This window comes from Streptomyces aidingensis (assembly GCF_900112355.1).
Lineage (GTDB): Bacteria > Actinomycetota > Actinomycetes > Streptomycetales > Streptomycetaceae > Streptomyces > Streptomyces aidingensis.
The window spans coordinates 156194-176677 of the sequence record NZ_FOLM01000014.1 but is presented as its reverse complement, the minus strand read 5'-3'; the positions used below and the strand labels follow the sequence as shown (position 1 = coordinate 176677).

25 protein-coding genes and 1 pseudogene are annotated in these 20484 nt (G+C 72.3%); 15 read left to right on the top strand and 11 right to left on the bottom strand.

The window, feature by feature from the left end:
• Both BM242_RS29905 and BM242_RS22845 read right to left on the bottom strand, forming a co-directional pair.
• A partial coding sequence (locus BM242_RS29905) for a DUF7848 domain-containing protein (protein ID WP_093840781.1) occupies nucleotides 1-263 on the bottom strand: 263 nt, incomplete at its 3' end.
• 8 nt (nucleotides 264-271) lie between these two features.
• Nucleotides 272-508 carry a hypothetical protein gene (locus BM242_RS22845; protein WP_093840780.1) on the bottom strand — a complete coding sequence of 79 codons (237 nt, stop codon included), beginning with the start codon at nucleotides 506-508 and terminating at the stop codon, nucleotides 272-274.
• Between the two features lie 622 nt (nucleotides 509-1130).
• Between BM242_RS22845 and BM242_RS22840 the strand changes: the two genes are divergently transcribed.
• The 3 genes and pseudogenes from BM242_RS22840 to BM242_RS30505 all read left to right on the top strand — a co-directional run.
• Nucleotides 1131-2180: an NsdA family TPR-like regulatory protein gene (locus BM242_RS22840; RefSeq protein WP_093840779.1), complete on the top strand. Its 1050-nt coding sequence runs from the start codon at nucleotides 1131-1133 to the stop codon at nucleotides 2178-2180.
• Nucleotides 2181-2190: 10 nt separating this feature from the next.
• Entirely contained in the window at nucleotides 2191-2595 is a 405-nt protein-coding gene (locus BM242_RS29620) for a hypothetical protein (protein ID WP_175541535.1), read from the top strand.
• A 118-nt stretch (nucleotides 2596-2713) separates the two neighbouring features.
• A pseudogene (locus BM242_RS30505) lies at nucleotides 2714-3063 on the top strand (ADP-ribosylation/crystallin J1); the annotation flags it as partial.
• Here the strand turns inward: BM242_RS30505 and BM242_RS28660 are convergent.
• Nucleotides 3051-3524 (bottom strand): ATP-binding protein, encoded by a 474-nt coding sequence (locus BM242_RS28660; protein ID WP_175541534.1) that lies wholly within the window; start codon nucleotides 3522-3524, stop codon nucleotides 3051-3053. The pseudogene BM242_RS30505 and the gene BM242_RS28660 overlap by 13 nt on opposite strands.
• A gap of 281 nt (nucleotides 3525-3805) precedes the next feature.
• On the opposite strand from BM242_RS28660, the gene BM242_RS22825 reads away from it, so the two are divergent.
• From BM242_RS22825 to BM242_RS30930, 6 genes are all read left to right on the top strand, one after another.
• Nucleotides 3806-4690: a helix-turn-helix domain-containing protein gene (locus tag BM242_RS22825; RefSeq protein WP_093840777.1), complete on the top strand. Its 885-nt coding sequence runs from the start codon at nucleotides 3806-3808 to the stop codon at nucleotides 4688-4690.
• A 4-nt stretch (nucleotides 4691-4694) separates the two neighbouring features.
• Nucleotides 4695-4922, top strand: coding sequence for a DUF397 domain-containing protein (locus BM242_RS22820; RefSeq protein ID WP_093840776.1), 228 nt, complete (start codon nucleotides 4695-4697; stop codon nucleotides 4920-4922).
• Nucleotides 4919-5137: a DUF397 domain-containing protein gene (locus tag BM242_RS22815; RefSeq protein ID WP_093840775.1), complete on the top strand. Its 219-nt coding sequence runs from the start codon at nucleotides 4919-4921 to the stop codon at nucleotides 5135-5137. Before BM242_RS22820 ends, BM242_RS22815 begins: the two co-directional genes overlap by 4 nt.
• Nucleotides 5138-5445: 308 nt before the next feature.
• Entirely contained in the window at nucleotides 5446-6192 is a 747-nt protein-coding gene (locus tag BM242_RS29615; RefSeq protein ID WP_175541533.1) for a hypothetical protein, read from the top strand.
• A 253-nt stretch (nucleotides 6193-6445) separates the two neighbouring features.
• Complete coding sequence (locus tag BM242_RS22805; RefSeq protein WP_093840774.1) at nucleotides 6446-6979, top strand: nitroreductase family protein; 534 nt, start codon at nucleotides 6446-6448, stop codon at nucleotides 6977-6979.
• On the top strand, nucleotides 6963-7334 hold the full coding sequence (locus BM242_RS30930) for a DUF6092 family protein (RefSeq protein ID WP_217652572.1): 372 nt from the start codon (nucleotides 6963-6965) through the stop codon (nucleotides 7332-7334). Before BM242_RS22805 ends, BM242_RS30930 begins: the two co-directional genes overlap by 17 nt.
• Here the strand turns inward: BM242_RS30930 and BM242_RS22800 are convergent.
• The 8 genes from BM242_RS22800 to BM242_RS22765 form a co-directional block, all read right to left on the bottom strand.
• On the bottom strand, nucleotides 7318-8217 hold the full coding sequence (locus tag BM242_RS22800) for a squalene/phytoene synthase family protein (RefSeq protein ID WP_093840773.1): 900 nt from the start codon (nucleotides 8215-8217) through the stop codon (nucleotides 7318-7320). The genes BM242_RS30930 and BM242_RS22800 overlap by 17 nt on opposite strands.
• Nucleotides 8214-8960 carry a tRNA-dependent cyclodipeptide synthase gene (locus tag BM242_RS22795; protein WP_093840772.1) on the bottom strand — a complete coding sequence of 249 codons (747 nt, stop codon included), beginning with the start codon at nucleotides 8958-8960 and terminating at the stop codon, nucleotides 8214-8216. Before BM242_RS22795 ends, BM242_RS22800 begins: the two co-directional genes overlap by 4 nt.
• Nucleotides 8957-9646, bottom strand: a complete 690-nt coding sequence (locus BM242_RS22790; protein WP_093840771.1) for a transmembrane-type terpene cyclase — start codon at nucleotides 9644-9646, stop codon at nucleotides 8957-8959. Before BM242_RS22790 ends, BM242_RS22795 begins: the two co-directional genes overlap by 4 nt.
• 123 nt (nucleotides 9647-9769) lie before the next feature.
• A complete protein-coding gene (locus BM242_RS22785) occupies nucleotides 9770-10597 on the bottom strand; it encodes a putative protein N(5)-glutamine methyltransferase (RefSeq protein ID WP_093840770.1) in 828 nt (275 codons plus the stop codon).
• A gap of 215 nt (nucleotides 10598-10812) precedes the next feature.
• The gene (locus BM242_RS22780; protein ID WP_093840769.1) at nucleotides 10813-12207 is read right to left on the bottom strand and encodes a glycoside hydrolase family 6 protein; all 1395 of its coding nucleotides are present in this window, start codon (nucleotides 12205-12207) and stop codon (nucleotides 10813-10815) included.
• 145 nt (nucleotides 12208-12352) lie between these two features.
• The gene (locus tag BM242_RS22775) at nucleotides 12353-13012 is read right to left on the bottom strand and encodes a LysM peptidoglycan-binding domain-containing protein (protein WP_175541532.1); all 660 of its coding nucleotides are present in this window, start codon (nucleotides 13010-13012) and stop codon (nucleotides 12353-12355) included.
• 2 nt (nucleotides 13013-13014) lie between these two features.
• Complete coding sequence (locus BM242_RS22770) at nucleotides 13015-13284, bottom strand: hypothetical protein (protein ID WP_093840768.1); 270 nt, start codon at nucleotides 13282-13284, stop codon at nucleotides 13015-13017.
• A 178-nt stretch (nucleotides 13285-13462) separates the two neighbouring features.
• Nucleotides 13463-13936: a MarR family winged helix-turn-helix transcriptional regulator gene (locus BM242_RS22765; protein WP_093840767.1), complete on the bottom strand. Its 474-nt coding sequence runs from the start codon at nucleotides 13934-13936 to the stop codon at nucleotides 13463-13465.
• An 89-nt stretch (nucleotides 13937-14025) separates the two neighbouring features.
• Here BM242_RS22765 and BM242_RS22760 point away from each other — a divergent pair, with 89 nt between their 5' ends.
• The 6 genes from BM242_RS22760 (at nucleotide 14026) to urtE (ending at nucleotide 20384) form a co-directional block, all read left to right on the top strand.
• Nucleotides 14026-15147, top strand: a complete 1122-nt coding sequence (locus BM242_RS22760) for a substrate-binding domain-containing protein (RefSeq protein ID WP_093840766.1) — start codon at nucleotides 14026-14028, stop codon at nucleotides 15145-15147.
• 139 nt (nucleotides 15148-15286) lie between these two features.
• On the top strand, nucleotides 15287-16558 hold the full coding sequence (gene urtA, locus BM242_RS22755) for an urea ABC transporter substrate-binding protein (RefSeq protein ID WP_093840765.1): 1272 nt from the start codon (nucleotides 15287-15289) through the stop codon (nucleotides 16556-16558).
• Between the two features lie 196 nt (nucleotides 16559-16754).
• Nucleotides 16755-17651, top strand: coding sequence for an urea ABC transporter permease subunit UrtB (urtB, locus tag BM242_RS22750; protein WP_093840764.1), 897 nt, complete (start codon nucleotides 16755-16757; stop codon nucleotides 17649-17651).
• Entirely contained in the window at nucleotides 17648-18868 is a 1221-nt protein-coding gene (gene urtC / locus BM242_RS22745) for an urea ABC transporter permease subunit UrtC (protein WP_093840763.1), read from the top strand. Before urtB ends, urtC begins: the two co-directional genes overlap by 4 nt.
• On the top strand, nucleotides 18865-19692 hold the full coding sequence (gene urtD, locus BM242_RS22740; RefSeq protein WP_217652571.1) for an urea ABC transporter ATP-binding protein UrtD: 828 nt from the start codon (nucleotides 18865-18867) through the stop codon (nucleotides 19690-19692). The genes urtC and urtD overlap by 4 nt, the downstream gene beginning before the upstream one ends.
• Nucleotides 19692-20384, top strand: a complete 693-nt coding sequence (gene urtE, locus BM242_RS22735; protein WP_093840798.1) for an urea ABC transporter ATP-binding subunit UrtE — start codon at nucleotides 19692-19694, stop codon at nucleotides 20382-20384. Before urtD ends, urtE begins: the two co-directional genes overlap by 1 nt.
• Nucleotides 20385-20484 lie beyond the last annotated feature (100 nt).

Below are 20484 nucleotides of genomic sequence, written 5' to 3'. Positions count from 1 at the left end.
TCGTGCCGCTCGACCGCCTCACGGTCGTAGTACGGATTACCCGGCGCCGGAGACACCAGCCACGGCTGAGCCGTGTGCAGGGTGAACCGGCGGTGCGAGGGGTTCAGCCCTGTGTGCTTCAACGCCCACACCTCCACCGACAACGACTCCTCCCTGGCCTCCACAGATTCAGCACCGCACGACGCGCACACCGCCAGGAACACCGCCCGGGGTACACCCGGGGAGTCCTCCAGCGCCAACGTCCACTCAGCCGCCTTCAGCACAGCCCGGCTCACCCCAGCACCCCCCACCGCGACCGGTGATTGGCCACCGCCCCCTCAACACTCAGTGACGACCGGTCACCCAGCACGATCACATCGCCCGGTGTGATGTCCCGCTCCCGGCCACCGGTCAGCGGACGCGCCTGCCACCGCCCACCAACCTTGTCCATCACCTCAAGCAGGCGGTCAGTCGCCTTCTCCCGCACGATCACACCCACCGCCAGCTCCGGCGTCTCCCGCTCGCTCACCGACGACCACCCCGCCGACGAGCACCGATCACCCGAAGACGCGCCTGATGCAACAGACCCAGCCGCCGCAGGAAACGGCGCTGCGTCGTCCACTGCTCACCACGGCCCCGCACCGGCGCCAGCGTCACCAACCGGCCCCGGACCGCCACGATCACACCCACCTGCCGGGAGTAGCCATCCTTCACCACCTGGCCCACACGCACCCACGCACTCACGGCCGCACCACCCAACAACGCCCCGGCGCCACCTGCACCACAAGCCGACGACGACGCACGTTCCGCCGCAGCCCTGATACCAGCCGCACATACGGCCGCACCAACGCAAGGCCCCTACGTTCCGGCATCACACGCGGCAGAAGCAGCGTGTCAGCATGCCCTTGAGCCCTCAACCGCGCGTGACGCGACGGGCCACCCTTCCATCCGATCATCCGAACGCTATTGTTCAAGTGTCAGCGCTCCTACTCAGCGTTGGCCACGCCCCCGGACGTCGCCACGTCGCGGGGGTACGTGCTTACTCGGCCATGCTTGGCGCAGCCATACATGACTCACCACGTGACAAGCGTGACTACAGCGTGACTACACTGACCAAGCGCCAGTCACCCCCTCGGTGAGGACTGATTGCAGTGAGTGATTTCGCGACGCAGGCCAGGCGGGCACTCGAACACAGCGGCTATTCCATTACCGCCGCAGCGCGGGAACTCAGCTACAACCGGGCCTTCCTGAGCCGCGTGCTCAACAAGAAGCAACAACCCTCGCTGAGGCTTGCCCGGATGCTGGACGACCTCACTGAGTCCGGCGGAGAGCTCTACCGGCTCGCATCGGACGAGCGCTCGGACAGCCCCGCGCCCGACGTGGTCAGGGCCTTAGGAAATTCCTCAAGGACTGGCGGACGACCCGACGCGGCGACCTCCTCATGCGATCGCGGCGCACGTGTCAAGGCGGTTATGGAACGCCCCTCACGACTCGACAAGCAGACCGTTGCCGCCCTTGCCGACCTCCTCAAGTCCCAACGACGGCTTGAGGACGCCATTGGTCCCGCCGCCTTGATCGAATCGGCCACCGCGCAACTTGCCAACGTTGGCTCGCTGGCCCGAGCCGCCCGCGGGCCGCACCGGCAAGCGCTCGTAGCTGTAGCTGCCGAGTGGTACCAATACGTGGGCTGGTTGAACGCGGCTCTCCGAAACGACGAACGCGCCGTCACACTTCTCACCCAGGCCGAGGAGCTCTCGGACGAGGCCGACGACGGTGTAGTGGCTGCTGTCGCTGTCTCTTTCAAGGGCTACGTCGCGCGACAGCAGGGCAACTTCCGCAGAGTCGTCCGTCAGAGCCACGCCGCCCTTCATGCGCCAGGAGCGCACCCTACACAGCAGGTGTACGACACCATCCAGGCAGCGACCGGGTACGCCGATCTCGGAGACCACAAGACAGCTCGACGGCTTCTCGCGGAAGCCGTCCACGCGAGCGAGGAAGCCGGGGACCCGCCGGACATCGTGTACTGGTACACGCCCGAGTTCTTCCGGATGTCTATTGGCATGGTCAGCTTGAGCCTTGGTGACTACGCATCCGCAGCGGCAGCCCTATCTCAGGGACTGGCCGGCCTGCCAGCCGATCAGCGAACCGCCGAATGGACCCAGGAGTACCGCACGGCCCTGGAACATGCCCGCCAGCACTAGCCACCGGACGATGCCGTCCCGACGATCCGCGAGTGCTGCCAACCGCCCGCTGCTGGCTGGGGCTGACGACCTCCGAGGCTGGACGGGAGAGGTACGCGGAGCACTGCGAACAGTCCCTGCGGCCGTCGAGTACGAACTGCACTGCCGTCGGCGGCGGGCGATTCCCGGTGCGGAGGCGTATATCGCCGCCCAGCGGCTGTGCAGTTGCGTGCTGCCGTGCTTCGACGGCTGCTCGCCGCTTTCCGTCCCGGCCACCGCACCTGGGCGGGTGATCGACTACTGCCTGCGCTCCACGCGCACCTGGATGACCGGCACGGTGGAGAGCTCCCGGCACAGCGCCCGGTACCCGGCCGCCACCGCGGACGCGCACCACGGCCCACGCCCGGACCTCGACGACCTCCTTGCCGAGCCCTGATGACGCCCGGTCCTGTCCCACCGCTGAAATCGCGTGGCCCGGCACCTGTCCGCACGGCTATCGTGCGCATCCCGGCCGATCGCGCCGCGACATCACGAGACACGCGAAGGGTGACGCCATGAGCGGCAGGCCCGCAACCACCACCCTGTGGCGCCCGACCGGGCCGAAGGAACTGGAGCTGGTCCGCCGCTCGAACTGGGGGCCTGGCCGCCGCGTCTGCCCGAACAGCCGTTCTTCTACCCCGTGCTCACCGAGGAGTACGCGATCAAGATCGCCCGGGACTGGAACGTCAAGCACGACGGAGCGGGCTACGTCACTCGCTTCGAGGTCGGGAGCGACTTCCTCTCCCGCTACCCCGTCCAGCAGGCCGGCGGCCGCACCATCCTCGAACTCTGGGTCCCGGCGGAGGAACCGGACGAGTTCAACGCCCACATCACCGGCGAGATCCAGGTCACTCACGGATTCCGCCGACCCGCCTGCGGCGGCGCCGTCCCTCGCCGTTCCGAGCCCGGGTGCGCCGGAGCAGACAGCGGGACGCGGAACCAGACGGTCTTGCCGCCGGGGGTGCAGCTGTAGCCGAGGACGGCGGTCATCTCGCGCAGCAGCCACAGCCCGCGCCCGCTCTCACCGTCCCGGCGCGGGACGGTGACCGCGGGCACCTCCAGGGAGCGGTCGGAGGTACCGACCCAGATGCTGTCGCCCTGTCTCTCGACTCTCAGGCGGCACCAGCGGTCGTCGGTGTGCTTGAGGACGTTGGCGAGCAGTTCCGATGCTCCGAGCCGGGCGACCGCGACGGCTTCCGGGTCGCCGCCCAAGGCCCTGACCGCCTCGGCGACTTCGTTGCGCCACTGCTCAAGGGAGGACGCCTGTACCGTTATGTCCCACGCGTAGCCGTTCCGGCTGGTGACCGACCTCTGCGTCACAGTCATGGGGCCTCCCGGCGTCATGGCGGTTTCTCCGGCTCAGGCGCGCTCAACTCCCCTCCCGGCGCGGCCGCGACCGCGCTCCGTGAGCAGCCGTATCCAGAATGGCACCGGGGGCGCCAAGTTCGGTCAGGATTCAGAGAATTCTGATCTCAAATTTCTGTGCAAGGAACTTCTGTGCTGGGGGAGTTGCGCGCAGAAAAAACACCGCCGCACGCTGGCGCAGAACGTTTCTTGTGGGCGGCGAAAGCGTCCCGTCAGACTGAACGGAGAGAGGACGACCGCGCGTGATCACCGACATCGAGTCCGCGACGCCCGCCCTGTGCCGGCTGCAGCTCGGAAGCGAACTCCGCCGCCTGCGCCTGGCCGCAGGGCTGAAGGGCAGCCAGGTCGTCAAGCGGCTGCTGTGGAGTCCGTCGAAGCTCACCCGCCTGGAAACGGGCGAGAACACCACCGTCGAACAGGCGGATGTCATGGCCCTGTGCGAGCTGTACGGCGCCGACGCCGAGACCCGTACCCACCTCATGGGATACGCGGCGGTCACCAAGACGAGAAAGGACTGGTGGCAGTCGCCCGAGTACCGCCCGGTGATCAAGCCGGTGTTCAAGGCGTTCCTCGGGCTCGAAGCGACGGCGAGCGCGCTGCACAACTACGAGGCCGAGTTCGTCCCCGGCCTGCTCCAGACCGAGGCGTACGTCCGGACGATCCACCGGGACGCCCACCGGGGCATGCCGGAGGAGGACGTCAACCGGCTGGTCGCCGTCCGCATGGCCCGGCAGGAGGCGCTGCGTGAGAGGCGGCCTCCGCTCCGGTTCACCGCGATCATCAACGAGGCGGTGCTGCTGCGGCGGGTCGGCAGCGCCGAACTGATGCGGGAACAGCTCACCCACATTGTGGAGCTGGCGGAGGCGCTGCCCAATGTGCGCGTCCAGGTCGTTCCGTTCCGGGCGGGCCGCCACCCCGGCATGAACGGCAGCTTCGCCATCCTGCACTTCCCGGAGGGCGCCGCCCTCAAGTCCATCGTCTATCTGGAGAACCTGGCGGACGCCTGGGTCGGCCGCCAGCCGTCCGATGTGGAGCGCTACGAGGAGGCGTTCACCGATCTGCAAGCCCTTGCCCCGGGGCCCGAGGAGTCCCTAGACATGATCAAGAAAGCGATCGAGGAGCACTGACGCGATGATCACCAGCACAGGAACCGGAACCGGCTCTCTCCGCCATGCCGACTGGTTCACCTCCAGCCACAGCAATGACCAGGGCGGCAACTGTGTCGCCGGGGCGCGGCTGGGCGGGGGTGTGATGGCCGTCCGGGACTCGAAGGACCCGGCCGGCCCGGCCTTCGTCTTCCCCGGCGATGTATGGAACAGCTTCGTCACGGCGCTAAAGGCAGGGGCGGTCGCAGCATGAGGACCAGGGGAACCGGCTCTCTGGGCCATGCCGAGTGGTTCACCTCCAGCCACAGCAATGACCAGGGCGGCGCCTGTGTCGCCGGGGCGCGGCTGGGCGGGGGTGTGATGGCCGTCCGGGACTCGAAGGACCCGGCCGGCCCGGCCTTCGTCTTCCGGGCACCGGCCTGGAGGGGCTTTGTTGCCGCGATGAAGACCGGGGAGCTCACTCCCTGACGCGGCGGTCGCGACCGGCTGCCGGATGACCGGCAGCCGGTCACGCGGCCGGAAAGGGAAACGGCACGTCGGCACGCACAACTACCGGTTCGCCATCCCCGGGCAGCGCACAGGTGTCACGCCCGCCTCTCACCGACCGGTACCGCGGCACATCCGAGGACATCACCGGAGCCGGAAGCGCCACGGGGCGCGTTCCGGGACGCCGCGCCGCCCGGCACACCGGTGGCACTCGTGCGGGTGGACTGCCGTCCCGGCCATACGGGCAGCCAGGCTCCGGACCCGCACAACCCCGACCCAGGAGGTCCGTCATGCCGGCCATCATCTCGATCACGGTCCGGATTCACACCGCCGACGTCCGTGGTGCCGAAACCGTGGGCGCCGTCTACCTCGGCCTTGCCGGACGGGAGTTCCGGCTGCGCAAGAGCGCGGCCGGGCTCGCCCGTGGTGCCGAGGACACCTTCACCCTCGGCGAGGAGGCCGATGTTTTCGACGCGGAATTCAATGACCCGCGCTCACCCGGCCTGGACACCGCCGACCTCGACCGCTTCCCCGCCTATCTGCGGCTGGCGCCCGCGGGTCCCGGCTCGGCCTGGTGCCTGGAAGACGTCACGGTCACCGTCAATCCGGGCAGCGGCAGCCCCGTCGTCCTCGGCAACCCGGCCCTGGAGGGCGATGGCCCGGAGCGCCGGATCTGGCTGGACGACTACTACGGCACCACGCTGCACCTGCGACGCGCCGCCCCCGACGACGGCGACGACGACGGAGGGGGGACCGGGCGGATGATGGTGCGCGGGACCATTCGCGCCGATGCCTCGATCGCCGGCGGCAGCGGCAACTTCACCGTCTCCAAGCGGGGCGCGGGCCGGTATGTCATCGAGTTCGGCGTGCCCTTCCCCGGGGTGCCCAGCGGCGCGGTCAGCATCTGGGGCAGCAACTGGTGGATGGCGGACGACGCGCATCTGGCCACCGTGGGCACCGCCCGCGCCGAGATCTTCACCAGCGCCAGCGACGGCTCACTTGCCGACCGCGACTTCAGCTTCGTGATCGTGGGCTGACGCGGCCGGCCGGGGCCCCGGAGGCCGCGGGCGGCGGGGCATACCGCGTCGACGGCCGCGGCCTCGAAGCTCATGTCCGTCCGGTGTCCGGGACCCCTCGTTCCACGGTGCGCGCTCGCTCGGACGGGTGAACGCGGCGCGCGGGGCGTGGCGGCGGCGCGGGGGCGGGGGAGAACCGGGACACGGCGGCCGGGCCGGCCGCACGGACGGGACGCGGGTACCTGCGGGCACCCGCGGGGGAGGCGAGGACGGGGTGGAGCCGACCGGTGAGGGCGAGGAGGTGCTGCGGGTGCTGCGCGGCCGGGCGGTGGTCCGCCGCTACACCGCCGAGCCGGTGGACGACGCACTGCTGGACCGGCTGCTGGAGGTCACGGTCACCGCCCCCACGGCGGCCAACAAGCAGGCGTGGGGCTTTCTCGCGGTGCGCGCTCCGCGCATGGTGCGGTGCCTGCGCGCCTTCGCACCCGGCATGATCGGCCTGCCGCCGCTGGTGGTGGTGGCGTGCTTCGACCGCGACCGGGCGGTCGGCGAGCCGGCCGCCCCCTGGGACGCGGGCATGCTGTGCGTCGCCATGGCGGTGGAGAATCTGCTGCTGGCCGCGCATGCCGTGGGCCTGGGCGGCTGTCCGGTGAGCAGCTTCGACCGCGCGGCGGTGCGGCGCCTGGTGCGGCTGCCGCCGGCCCTGGAACCGCTGCTGCTGGTGCCGCTCGGACGGCCCGCCCGCATCCCGGAGCCGGCCGCCCGCCGGGAGCGCAGCGAGGTGATCAGATATGAGTCATGGGACTGAGCCTCCGGTGCCTCCGGTGCCGCCGGGGCCGCCGGCGTCCGCGGCGGCCGAGGGGCTGACCCTGCTGGCCGCCTTTCTGCTGAGCAGCGCCCGGGGCCTGCTCAACGAGCCCCCCGGCTACGGGGTGGCACGCTGCGCCGACGGGGCCCGCCGCACCCTGGAACTGCTGGACCTCTGCGGCGGCGGACCCGACCCGCGCCTGGTCCGCGTCCGGGAGCGGCTGGAGGAGACCATGTGCGGCCCGATGAGCGCGGCGGACTTCCCCGCCCTGCTGGACCGGGCGCTGGACGAGGTGGTGTCCGTGATCGAGGAGGGCGGGGACCGGGAGCCCGGCGGCCTCACCGGAGCGGGCTGAACGCCCGGAACGGGTCGTTGCCGTACTGCTCCAGGACCGCCACCAGCCGCCGGGCGTGGCCGAGCGACAGATGGACGACCTCGTGCCCGGGCCCGGGGGCCGGCCGGAACCGTTCCGCGGCCTCGGCCAGATAGCGGCCGGCCCGGTCCGCCTGCACGCCGACCAGCCGGCGCAGCCCGTCGGTGGCCCGGCGGGCCGCGACCGCCGCCTCCGTCTCCTCCCGCGTGGTGCCGCACCGCCGGAGATCCTCCAGCGGGAGATAGAGCTTGCCCAGGCGCAGGTCCTCCTCCAGATCCAGCAGGGAATCGACGGTCTGCAGGCCATAGCCCCATGCCAGCAGCCCGGCGTCGTCCCGCAGCCCGAGCAGGGCCCCGGCCCAGCGGGCGGGCTGGCCGCTGACGCCGTACATGTAGCGTTCCAGCTCGGCCGCGGTCCGGTAGCCGGAGACCGCGATGTCGTCCCGGGCGGCAGCGGCGGCGATCGCGATGCTCTCCCGGTCCAGATGCCAGGTGCGGGCCAGATCGGCGAAGGCCAGGCAGACGGAGTACGCGGTGCCGGGCCGGGGCAGCGGCGGCCGTCCGCGCCCCTGTCCCCGTCCGCGGCCGGGGCCGCTGTCGAGAATCCGGAAGGACAGGGCGGCGAAGCGGTCGAAGTCCGCGCGGCGCCGCTCCGGGCCGCGGTGCGGGTCGTCGGTGAGGTCGTCGGCGTAGCCGCAGTAGGCGAACATGGCGTCCCAGTAGGGCCGGACGGCGGGCCGCAGCCGGGACCGGAGCCAGCCCTGCAGGGCGTGGTCCCGCCCGGAGAGCAGCCGGCGGCACCTGCGGTAGGCGTGGCGCAGCAGCGGGCCGCGGATGCCCGCCGCGTCCAGCTCCCGGGTGCTCATGCCGGGTCCCCGCCGTTGCCCGGTGCGTCGGCGCCGGCGTCGTCGGCGCCGGCCGGGCGGACCACGGCGAACGCCTGGTGCCGGCTCGGGTGCAGCGGGGTGCGGCCGAGGAAGACCGGTTCCAGGAACTCCATGCGCCGGTGGTAGACGAGCACCGAGCTGGCCGCGTCGAGCAGGCCGGGGGAGTCCAGCAGGAAGGGCGTCTCCGCGGTGAGGTAGCGCATGGCGCGGCGGGTCTGCTCCGGCGTGGGGTCGGCGCCCGCCAGATGGGCGCGGAGCGCGGCGTGCACCGCCCGCCGGTAGCCCTCGTGCAGCCCGCCGTCGCGGGTCAGGGCCCGTTCGGTCTCCCGCACCAGGGCCCGGTAGCGGGGCAGGGCGGTGAATTCCGACAGCAGGTGCAGGCCGAATCCGGCGGCCGGTACGGCGGCGGCTGCCCACGCCCGGGTGACGCGGTTGCGGACGCGCCGCGCCTTCGCCCGGGCCTTGTGGCGGGCCTGCTCCGGGGTGTGGCCCAGAGCGATCCAGGTCTCGGCCTCGGCGCAGTCCGGGATCATCACATCGATCCGCCGGAACGCCCCGGCGGCCCAGCACAGCAGCTCGGTCAGGCGGGTCTCGGTGAAGTAGCCGTTTCCGGGGGACACGCCGATCAGCACGTGATCGCCCCGGACGAGGACATCGCGGCAGTTGCGGGTGAGCGGCTCGACGGCGAAGGCGGTCGCCGGTCGCGGTGCGGGCGCTGTCATGGTGCCTCCGTCCGCGGTGCGGGCCGGCGGGCTCCGGCCGGGCCGGCTTCCGGGGCCCGCGCCCGGGCCACGGCGTGCAGCGCGGCGAGGTAGGCGGCGTCGAGCAGCACCACGGACACCACCAGGAAGTCCAGCAGCGCGCTGCCGTTCACCGTGCCGTCCCGCACCCAGAGGCGGACGCCGGCCGCCACGCCCAGACCGGCCAGCAGCTTGCCCAGGGCGATGACGCGGGACTGTCCGGCGGCGGAGCGCCGCTGCGCCAGCATGGCCAGGAACAGCCCGGACATCGCCAGATTCAGCGCCAGCGCCGAGTAGGTGGCGCCGTTCTCCACGGTGCTCCCGGCCTCGAAGTGACGGATGAGCGCCTCCGTGCCGAACCAGCACATCACCATGAGCGCCGCGAGGGACGGCAGGAACAGGCGTGCGGGCAGCGGACGGAACTCGGCCGGCCCGTAGCGCACGACCGTGTACAGGATTCCGCAGTCGAGGAGCAGCCAGGCGGCGTTGGTGAGCCACAGTCCGCCCTCGTAGGGGCGCACAAAGGTGTAGTTGGCCTCCCAGGCGAGGTTCACGCACAGCGCCACCACCGGCATCCCGTAGCTGCGGTCCCGGATGCCGGCCCGGATGATCAGAAGGTAGATCACCAGCCACAGGACGTTGGAGGCGGCGATCACGGTCATGTCCATGGCCTGAGGATTTCCCGCCGTCCGCGTCCGAAAGGGGCAGTGACTCCCCGCGCGGTGGTGTGCGCGGCGCGCTCCCGCGTATGCCCGCCCGGCCCGCCCCGAGCCGGTGGGGCGCCCGGCGCGTCAGCGGGAGCGGCCGGTGCCGGCGGGCGCGGCGGCGGTGGCGGTGGCGGTGACGACGGTGGTGTCGTGGTCCTCGGAGGCGGTGATCCGGGCGGTCAGGCCGTGGGCGGTGAAGACGGCGGCGGCTTCGCCGGCCTGGCGGCTGCTCGCCTCGACCAGCAGGTGGCCGCCGGGCGCGAGCCAGGCGGCGGCCTCGGCGGCCAGGCGGCGCTGGACGTCCAGCCCGTCGGGGCCGCCGTCCAGGGCGGCACGGGGTTCGTGGAGGCGGGCCTCCGGCGGCAGCAACGGGATCTCGCCGCTGGGGACGTACGGGGTGTTGGCGGTGAGCAGAGTGATCCGGCCGCGCAGGCGGGCCGGGAGCGCGGCGAAGAGGTCACCCTGGTGGACCTGGCCGCCCAGCGGGGCGAGATTGCGGCCGGCGCAGCGCACGGCGGCCGGGTCGATATCGGCGGCGTGCAGCTCGGCCACGCCGTCCAGGGCAGTGGTAAGCGCGGCGCCGACCGCGCCGGAGCCGCAGCACAGGTCCACCACCACCGGCTCGGCGGGCCGGTCCAGGCCGGCGGCGTGCCGGACCAGGAACTCGGTCCGGCGGCGGGGTATGAAGACGCCCGGGTCCACGAAGATCCGCAGGCCGCAGAAGCCGGCCCAGCCGACGACGTGTTCCAGCGGCTCGCCGCCGGCCCGGCGGCCGGTCATCGTGTCCAGCTCGGCGACCGTCCGCGCGGCCGTCATCAGCAGTTCCGCCTCCTCCTCGGCGAAGACGCATCCGGCCCGGCGCAGTCTGAGGGCCACGGCGGAGCGGAGCAGCGGGGTGGGGGAGAAGGTCATGAACGCTTTCGGGACGGACTTCGGGGACGGACCTTGGGGACGGATTTCCGGGGCGGGCGTCCGGGGCCGGGCTTCCGGGCGGACGGGGCGCGGCGGTCGCATGGGCGGACGGACACCACCGTACCCGCCCGGTACCGGACGGCGGGACGGGGCCGGGCGCCTTCGGCGACCACCTTCCGAAGACGCCCGGCGGCCTGTGGATGCTCCCGTCGATGTCAGTCGAGCGGGGGATGGGCGTTGGCGAGCAGGCCCGCGAAGTGCTCGGGGAACCAGCGGCCCCGGTGCGGCGAGCCGGGCAGCGCCTGGGTCGGATGGCCCCAGCGGTCCGTCACCTCGCACTGGCGGTCCTGGAGGACGCCGTGGTCGCGGGGCAGGCCGGTGCCGTCGCTTCCGTCCGATTCCCCCGGCGGCTTGATCCAGGCGTAGGCGTCCACCCCGGCCGGGCCGGGGGAGGCCGCCGGCCGCTCGCCCAGGCCGGCCCCGGCCTGGTTGCACCACTGGAGGGTGTGGGTGCGGCGGTCGATGCGGCTGCCGTCCACATAGGTGTTGACGTCGCCGGTGACGGGGGAGCCGGCCGGGCGGCCGGGGCCGCCCCAGCCGTTGCGCGAGGTGTCGATGACCAGGCCGAGGTCCGGGCCGAAGCCCTTGCCGATCAGTTCCTGGCGCAGCGCCTGTCCATAGGACAGTTCATCGGCATAGCTGTTCCAGTCCACCCACCGCGACTGGCGCACAGAGACGCCGTGGACGAAGTCGCCGATGCCGAAGTAGGGCTCGTGCGTGGCGCCGTAGCCGGCGGCGTTGACCACGATGCCGTGCACATCGTCCACGGTCGTCCCGTCGATGGTGGCCGCGGTGTGCAGCAGATCCGCGAACGGGTGGAAGTTGTCGTCCCAGCCCATCAGCCCGTGGTGCGAGGCGTCCAGATAGCTGTAGACGTTCGGCAGTTCGCCGAGCCGGTCCAGGGCGTAGGAGATCCCCAGCAGGTAGTCGCCGGTCGCCAGTGCCTGGTCACAGGGGTAGGTGGTCCAGGGGCGGGAGCCGGTGTGGACCACCAGATTGGCCAGCGCCTCGGGCTCCACCAACGCCATCACCTCCAGCGAGGCATAGGCGGGATCGGCCAGCAGTTCGATGACGGGGTCGATGAACTCGGTGCGGTAGCGGTCCACCTCGCCCGGGCCCAGCTCGCCGTCCGCGTCCAGGCGGTGGCAGGAGCGGTTGGGCAGGCCGTGCAGCACGATCTGGATCAGATCGGCGTCCTGGGCCACCGCCTCGTCCAGATGGTCCACCAGTCCCAGGGTCCGCCCGGCCGGTCCGTCCGGCCCGGTGATGGCGGAGGAGCGTTCCACCCAGACGGCGGTGGGTTCGCCGGCGACGGCCTCCCCGCCGGGCACCGAGGCCGCACGGGCGGACCACTCCGGGTTCACATAGAGCCGGGCGTCCTGGTAGGGGTTGCCGGCGCGCGGCGGCGGTCCGGAAGCATGGGCGCCGGCCACCGGGCCGGCCCCGGTCAGCAGCAGGGCCGGGACGAGCAGCAGGGCGGCGGCGACGCCGGTGCGGCGGCGGTGTCCTGGCCGGCGGAGTCGGCGGAGTCGGAGGAGTCGGAGGGACATGCGGCGGCTCTCCTCGGGTACATGCGTGCGGCGTGCGGCTGACGTCGGGCAGGTGCACGTACGGGAGCGCTCCCATACCCGAACGTAGCGGCGCGGGCGGCCCCCGGGAAGAGTCCGGGGGGCCGCCCGCGCCGGGGCCGGCCGGTCAGTAGGAGATCAGCAGCCGCTGGCCGACGTAGATGAGATACGGATCGCGGATGCCGTTGCGGTCGGCGATGGACGTCCAGGCGACGCCGTACCGCTGCCCGATCGCATACAGCGTCTCCCCGGCCTGCACGGTGTGTGTCCGGACGGTGCCCGGGGCCAGCGTTCCGTTCTGCACCCAGGTGTAGAGATTGCCCGGACAGGCGGTGGCCAGATGGTTGAGGTGGCCGTTGATCGCGGTGGCCGCGCCGCCGAGCGCCCGCAGCCTGGCGACGGCCAGGCGGAAGGCGTCGCGCAGCTCGGCCGTCATGGTGTCGTAGGCGCTCGGCGTGCCGCCGGTCAGGCCGCAGACCGCGTACCAGTCCTGGTTGCCGGAGTCGGTGCCGTTGGCGGCGGTGCGGTAGCCCTCGCCCCGGCCCTGGAACACATGGCCGTGCACGCAGCTCAGATGCGAATAGGCGATGTCCGCCCAGCCGTTGGTGTCCATGTGCTGGTTCTGGATGGACCGCACCTGCGCCGCGCAGTCGTCATGGCTGGACCTCGCGGTGCGGGTGCCGCCCACATGGTGGATGGTCACCCCGCCGTTGCCCGGGGTGATGTCGGTGTTCCGGTTGCGTGGCGCGCGCGCCCCCCACTGCGCGCGGGTGATGAAGACGGCCATGGTCAGCGGCCCTCCCGGCCCGTCAGCGCGCAGTCGACGGTGGCGTTCACCGGCTCGGTGTGGGCGGTGCGGGCCGCGCCGGGCGGATAGACCGCGCCGGGGTGGTCGGGACGGTTGACGATGGGCAGTCCGGCGGGGCCGGTCTCCGGGCCTGCGGGCCCGGCGCCGGCCGCCCCTCCGGTGCAGATCATGGGCAGTGCGGTCGCGCCGCCGGCGACCGCGGCGGCCTTCCCGGCGATGCCGAGGAAGCCGCGTCGTGTGGTGTCGGACAACGTCACTCCTCCTGTGCGGGCGGAGAGGCGCGTGGTCCGCGCGCCGCCAAGCGGCGCCGCCGGTACCGCCGCGTCACCCTCTTGTGGCGCAGCGTAACGGTATGAGTGCCAATAAAACATGACAAATCGCCCCGATTGCCGCCATCACACCCGCACGGAGCCGCCGCGCGGCGCCGGCTCAGGCGTGCAGGGCGGTGGTCGGCGGGGGGCCGGCTTCGGCGGTCTCGCGGGGGAGGTCCAGACCGGCGATGAGGCGGTCGAGCAGCACGGCGAGCAGCTCGTCGTCGCCGCTGCCGGGAAGGGCGGCCCAGCGCTCACGCACCCGTTCGTCCAGCCGCTGCCAGTAGTCCTCCCCGCGCGGGGTGAGATACGCCAGAATGCGCCGCCGGTCCATCGGATCGATCCTGCGGTGCACCAGCCCGTCGTCCACCAACTGGTCCATCAGCCGGGTGAGGGTGGGCGGCGGCAGCAGCGCCTGCTCGGCGATCGCCGACATCCGGTGTCCCTCCCCGTCCGCGAGCTGGGACATCACCCGCCATGCCTCCACGGTGCAGCCCTGCTCGTCGAGCACCTCCCGGACCTGGCGGGCGGCAAGCCGCTCCGCCCGGGCCAGCAGCCCGTACAGATGATGGGGGCGCCGGGCAGACGTCATGGCATCTCGCTCCTCGGTCCGGTGGGACAACCATCGTACAAACACGCCATCATGGGCCGATGGAGCGCGGTGGGGGAGCACCGGGGCATATGCGGTGGACCGGGCGGGCGGCGGAGACGGGCCGTCCGCTGCTGCCGGACGCCGACGCGCTCCGGGTGGCGCTGGTCGTCCCCGCCCAGGGCCCGGCCGGGATCTTCGGCCCGGCCTGCGAACTGTGCGCCGGGCTGGCCGCCGAGGAGATCAACGCGGCCGGCGGGGTGCTCGGCCGGGAGCTGCGCCTGGTGCCCGTCGACGGCGGCGCACCGCCCGGGCAGGTGGCCGACGAGGTGGCCGCCCTGGTCGGCTCCGGCCTGGTGGAGGGCGTCACCGGCTGGCACATCTCCTCGGTGCGGCAGGCGGTGGCGCCGCGCATCGCCGGCCGGGTGCCGTATGTGTATACGGCACTCTACGAGGGCGGGGAACGCACCGAGGGCCTGTATCTCACCTCCGAGACCCCGGACAGCCAGCTGCTGCCGGCCGTCCGGCTGCTCAGCGCCGAACTGCGCGTGGGCCGCTGGTTCGTGGTCGGCAACGACTATGTCTGGCCGCGCCGCACCAGCCGGGCCGCGCACCGCTACATCCGCTCGGTCGGCGGCCGGGTCTGCGGCGAGGAGTATGTCCCGCTGTCCACCCATGACTTCTCCCGGGTGCTGCGCCGGATCGAGACCGCCGACGCCGACGCCGTGCTGATGCTGCTGGTCGGCAGCGACGCGGTGCGCTTCAACCGGGCCTTCGCCGCCCGGGGTTTGCACCAGCGCACACTGCGGCTGTCCACCCTGATGGACGAGAACATGCTGATGGCCAGCGGCGCCCGGGCCACCCAGGGGCTGTTCTCCACGGCCGGGTTCTTCGCCTCCCTGGCCACCGCCGACACCCTGGACTTCCACGGCCGCTACGCCGCCCGCCACGGACTGACCGCGCCGGCCCCCGGCAGCCTGGGGGAGTCCTGCTACGAGGGCGTGCTGCTGCTGGCCGCGCTGATCGCCCGGGCCGGCTCGCCGGAGGTCGCGGCCATCGAACGCGCCGCGGACCAGGTGAGTTACGAGGGCGCCCGGGGGCTGCTGCGGCTGACCGGCCGTCATGTCCGGCAGCGGATCTATCTGGCGGAGGCGGACGGCCTGGACTTCACGGTGGCCGCGGACCTCGACGCGTGGAGCGGCGACAGGCAGTGATACTTCCGAACGGAAGTATTAATGGTCGCGAAACTCCGGTGAAACAGCGCCCTTTGAAGCTGTGGGCCATCCCCCGCCGGGCGCCGCCGCCCGGCCGAACCCTCACCGTTCCACGCCCCGCCCGGGGCCAGGAGGTTCCATGTCCACAGCCCTGAGAGCACCACGCGCCCGGAGAGTCCGCAGACGCGGCCTGGCCGCCCTCGCCCTGGTACTCGCCGGGACCCTCGCCCTCCCCGCCTGCGGCGCCAAGGCCGGCGAGGAGAGCGAAGGCCCCGGAGCCACGGCGGACATCAGCGAGGACACCGTCAAGGTCGGTCTGCTCAACTCGCTGTCCGGCACCATGGCCATCAGCGAGGTCACCGTGCGCGACGCGCTGCTGCTGGCCATCGAGGAGATCAACGCGGCCGGCGGGGTGCTCGGCCGCCGGATCGAGCCCATCAGCGAGGACGGCGCCTCGGACTGGCCCACCTTCGCCGAGAAGTCCGAGAAGCTGATCCGCCAGGACGGCGTGGCCGCCGTCTTCGGCTGCTGGACCTCGGCCAGCCGCAAGGCCGTCCTCCCGGTCTTCGAGCAGAACAAGGCGCTGCTGTTCTACCCCGTGCAGTACGAGGGCCTGGAGCAGTCGCCGTACATCTTCTACACCGGGGCCACCACCAACCAGCAGATCGTGCCGGCCCTGGACTATCTGGCCGAGGAGGGCGTGGACTCCCTCTACCTGGTGGGCAGCGACTATGTCTTCCCGCGCACCGCCAACAAGATCATCAAGGCCTATGCCGAGGCGCACGGCATCGAGATCCTCGGCGAGGACTACGCCCCGCTCGGCTCCACCGAGTTCGCCACCATCGCCAACAAGGTCGAGTCCGCCGGCGCCGACGCGGTCTTCAACACCCTCAACGGCGACAGCAACGTCGCCTTCTTCAAGGAGTACACCTCCGCCGGGCTGACCGCCGAGACCATGCCCGTGGTCTCGGTGTCCATCGCCGAGGAGGAGGTGAAGTCCATCGGCGCGCAGTATCTGGAGGGCCAGCTGACCTCCTGGAACTACTACCAGACCACCGAGGGCGCGGCCAACGAGAAGTTCGTCGCCGCCTACCAGGCCAAGTACGGCGAGGACAAGCCCACCTCCGACCCGATGGAGGCCGCCTACACCTCCGTCTACCTGTGGAAGGCCATGGTGGAGAAGGCAGGCTCGTTCGACGTGGCGGACGTCAAGGCAGCCGCCGACGGCATCACCTTCGAGGCCCCCGAGGGCCTGGTGACCATCGACGGCGAGACCCAGCACATCCACAAGACCAACCGCATCGGCCGGATCGGCGCCGACGGCCTGATCACCGAGGTCTGGTCCTCCGACGGCCCCATCAAGCCCGACCCCTACCTCAAGGGCTACGACTGGGCCGAGGGCCTGTCCTGACACCCCGGCGGGCCGGCCCCCGGCCCGGCCCGCCGCCCCCGAACGGCAACCGCCGGCCCGCATCCACGGGCACCCGCAGCGCCCGGCACCGGGCCCGGGCACGGTCTCCCCGCCGTCCCGGGCCCGGCGCCCGGCCCCCGCCGGCCCCCTCCCGGCCCCTGCCCCCGACCACCCACCAGGACGACAGGCGCGGCTCATGACCGTTTTCCTCAGCCAGTCCTTCACCGGCATCAGCATCGGCGCGGTGCTGCTCCTGATCGCGCTCGGCCTCTCCCTGACCTTCGGACAGATGGGCGTCATCAACATGGCGCACGGGGAGTTCATCATGGCCGGCGCCTACACCACCTATGTGCTCCAGCAGTCCATCGGCGGGGCGGGCGTCTCGCTGCTGCTCTCCCTCCCGCTGGCCTTCCTGGTCGCGGGCGCCATGGGCGTGCTGCTGGAATGGCTCCTCATCCGGCACCTCTACGCCCGGCCGCTGGACACCCTGCTGGTCACCTGGGGCGTCTCGCTCTTCCTCCAGCAGCTTGCCCGGGACATCTTCGGCGCCCCCAATGTGCAGGTGCGTGCCCCCGAATGGCTCACCGGCAATGTCCGGCTCATCGGCGGCGAGCACCCCTTCACCCTGGCCCACAACCGGATCTTCATCCTGGCGCTGGCCCTGGCCGCGCTCGTCTCCCTGGCCCTGACGCTGCGCGTGTCGCCGCTCGGCCGGCGCATCCGCGCCGTGGTGCAGCACCGGGACCTGGCCGAGGCGTCCGGCATCGCCACCGCCCGGGTGGACCGGGTGACCTTCTTCATCGGCTCCGGCCTGGCCGGCCTGGCCGGGGTCGCCCTCACCCTGGTCGGCCCGATCGGGCCCACCATGGGCACCAACCTGATCATCGACGCCTTCCTGGTGGTGGTCGTCGGCGGCATCGGACGGCTGCGCGGAGCCGTGATCGCCGCCTTCGCCCTCGGCGTGCTCCAGGCCGTGGTGGAGTACTCCGCCACCGTCTCGGTCGCCAAGGTCACCGTGCTGGTCGGCATCGTCGCCTTCCTCCAGTGGCGCCCCCAGGGCATCTCCACCCTCCGCACCCGGAGTCTCGTATGACCGCAACGACCAGACCCGACGCAGCCACCGCGGCCGGCCCCGCGGCCACCTCCCCGCGCCGGGCCCGCTGGCGGGCACCGCTCGGCTTCGCCCTCGGGGCGCTGCTGCTCTTCGCCGTCGCCCCGGCCGTGCTCAGCGACTTCCGGCTCAGCCTGCTCGCCAAGTACCTGTGCTTCGCCATCGTCGCCATCGGCATCAGCCTGGCCTGGGGACGCGGCGGCATGCTCACCCTCGGCCAGGGACTGTTCTTCGGCCTCGGCGGCTATGCCATGGCCATGCATCTGAAGCTGGCCGACGCCGGGCCCGGGCAGCTTCCCGACTTCATGCTGCTCTACGGCGACTCCGACACCCTGCCCTGGTGGTGGGCGCCGTTCGCCAGCCCGGCCGTCGCGCTGGCCGGGGTGGTGCTGCTGCCCGCCGCGCTGGCCGTCCTGATCGGCTACTTCGTCTTCCGCAGACGGGTGCGCGGCGCCTACTTCGCCATCCTCAGCCAGGCGCTGGCCTTCGCCTTCTCACTGCTGCTGATCGGCCAGCAGGCCACCACCGGCGGCACCAACGGCCTGACCAACTTCCAGGGATTCTTCGGCTATTCGCTGCTGGACCCGGTCAACAAGCGGATGATCTACTTCCTGATCGCCGGGGTGCTGCTCGGCCTGATGGCGCTCACCCGGCAGATCTTCCTCAGCCGCTACGGCGAACTCCTGGTCGCCGTCCGCGACTCCGAGGAACGCGTCCGCTTCCTGGGCTACGACCCGACGCTGGTCAAGCTGTTCGCCTACGTCTACTCGGCGGTCATGGCCGGGATGGCGGGGGCGCTGTTCGTGCCCGCGGTGGGCATCATCTCCCCGGCCCTGATCGGGGTGGTGCCGTCCATCGAGTTCCTGATCGGTGCGGCCATCGGCGGCCGGGCCAGCCTGCCCGGTGCCGCGCTCGGCGCCATCGCGGTGGCCTGGGCGCAGACCACCCTCTCGGAGGAGTTCCCGGCGGGCTGGACCTACTTCCAGGCGCTGCTGTTCATCGTGGTGGTCGCCTTCCTGCCCGGCGGCCTGGCCTCGCTCGGCCGGCTGCTGCCGCGCCGGCCCCGGCTCCGCTCCCGCCGCGCCCCCGGCGCGGACCCGGAACCGGAACCGGACCCCCGGGAGGCGCCGGCGCGGTCCGGCCCCGCCACCGCCGCCGCCTCCTCCTCCACCACCACCGCGAAGGAGGCCGGCGCATGATGTCCGAACACGAGCTGAAAAGCCTGGAGATCACCGATCTGCGGGTCACCTTCGACGGCTTCCGCGCCGTCGACGGCGTCAGCCTGCGGGTCGGCCCCGGTGACCTGCGTTTCCTCATCGGCCCCAACGGCGCCGGCAAGACCACCCTGGTCGACGCCGTCACCGGCCTGGCGGCGGCCGGCGGATCGGTGCGCTTCGGCGGCAACGAACTCCTCGGCCGCCCGGTGCACCGGATCGCCCGGCTCGGCATCGGCCGCACCTTCCAGACCGCCACCGTCTTCGAAAAGCTCTCGGTGCTGCAGAACCTGGACATCGCGGCCGGCGCCCGCCGCCCGCTGCGCACCCTGCTGCGGCAGCGCCGCGGCATCCCCGAGGAGGTCGGCCGGGCGCTGGAGACCGTCGGCCTGACCGCCGACCGGGACCGCCCGGCCGGCACCCTGGCGCACGGCAAGAAGCAGTGGCTGGAGATCGGCATGCTGCTGGTGCAGGACGTCCAGTTGCTGCTGCTGGACGAGCCGGTGGCGGGAATGAGCCACGAGGAGCGGGAGGCCACCGGCGAACTGCTGCGCCGGATCGGCCGCGACCGCACGGTGGTGGTCATCGAGCACGACATGGACTTCCTGCGCGCCTTCGCCTCCTCCGTCACCGTGCTGCACGCCGGCCGGGTGCTGAGCGAGGGCACGGTCGCCGAGGTGCAGGCCGACCCCCGGGTGCAGGAGGTCTACCTCGGGCAGCCGCCCGAAACCGTACCGGAATCCGTGGCCGCCGCCACCCCGGGCGTCACGGCGGAGGCCGCCGCGGCCGGCGGAGCAGTGGAGGCATGATGCTGGAGATCGACGGACTGACCGCCGGATACGGCCGCTCCACCGTGCTGCACGGCGTCTCGCTGACCGTGCCGGCCGGCGGGGTGGCGGCGGTGCTCGGGCACAACGGCGCGGGCAAGTCCACGCTGCTGCGGGCGGCACTCGGGCTGCTCAAGCCGCAGCGCGGCACCGTCCGCCTCGACGGCGAGGACGTCACCCGGCTCGCCGCCCATCAGCGGGTGCGCCGCGGCATGGCCTATGTGCCGCAGGGCCAGCAGAGCTTTCCGCAGCTCACCGCCGCGGAGAATCTGCGGCTGGTGGCCGACGGCCACCGGGACGGCCGGGCCGCCATGGCCGAGGCGCTCGACCTCTTCCCGGTCCTGCGGGAGCTGGCCGGCCGCCCGGCCGGGCTGCTCTCCGGCGGGCAGCGCCAGCAGCTCGCCATCGCCCGGGCACTGATCACCCGGCCCCGGCTGCTGCTGCTGGACGAGCCGACCGAGGGCATCCAGCCCTCGGTGGTCGCCGAGATCCAGCAGACCGTGCTGGATCTCACGGCCGGCGGCGCCCTGTCGGTGCTGCTGGTGGAACAGCATGTGCACTTCGCGCTGCGCGCCGCAGCCCGCTACTACGTGCTGGAGGCCGGCCGGGTCACCTCCTCCGGCGACAACGACGGGGGCGCGGCGGAGCGGGTCCGCGAGGCGCTCAGCGTGTGAGACCCCGGCGAGCCGGTGGTCCGTTCCGGGGGGCGGAAGGGACCACCGGCGGCCGGACGCGGAGGGCCGGCCCACGGCTGCTGAGGACCACGGGCCGGCC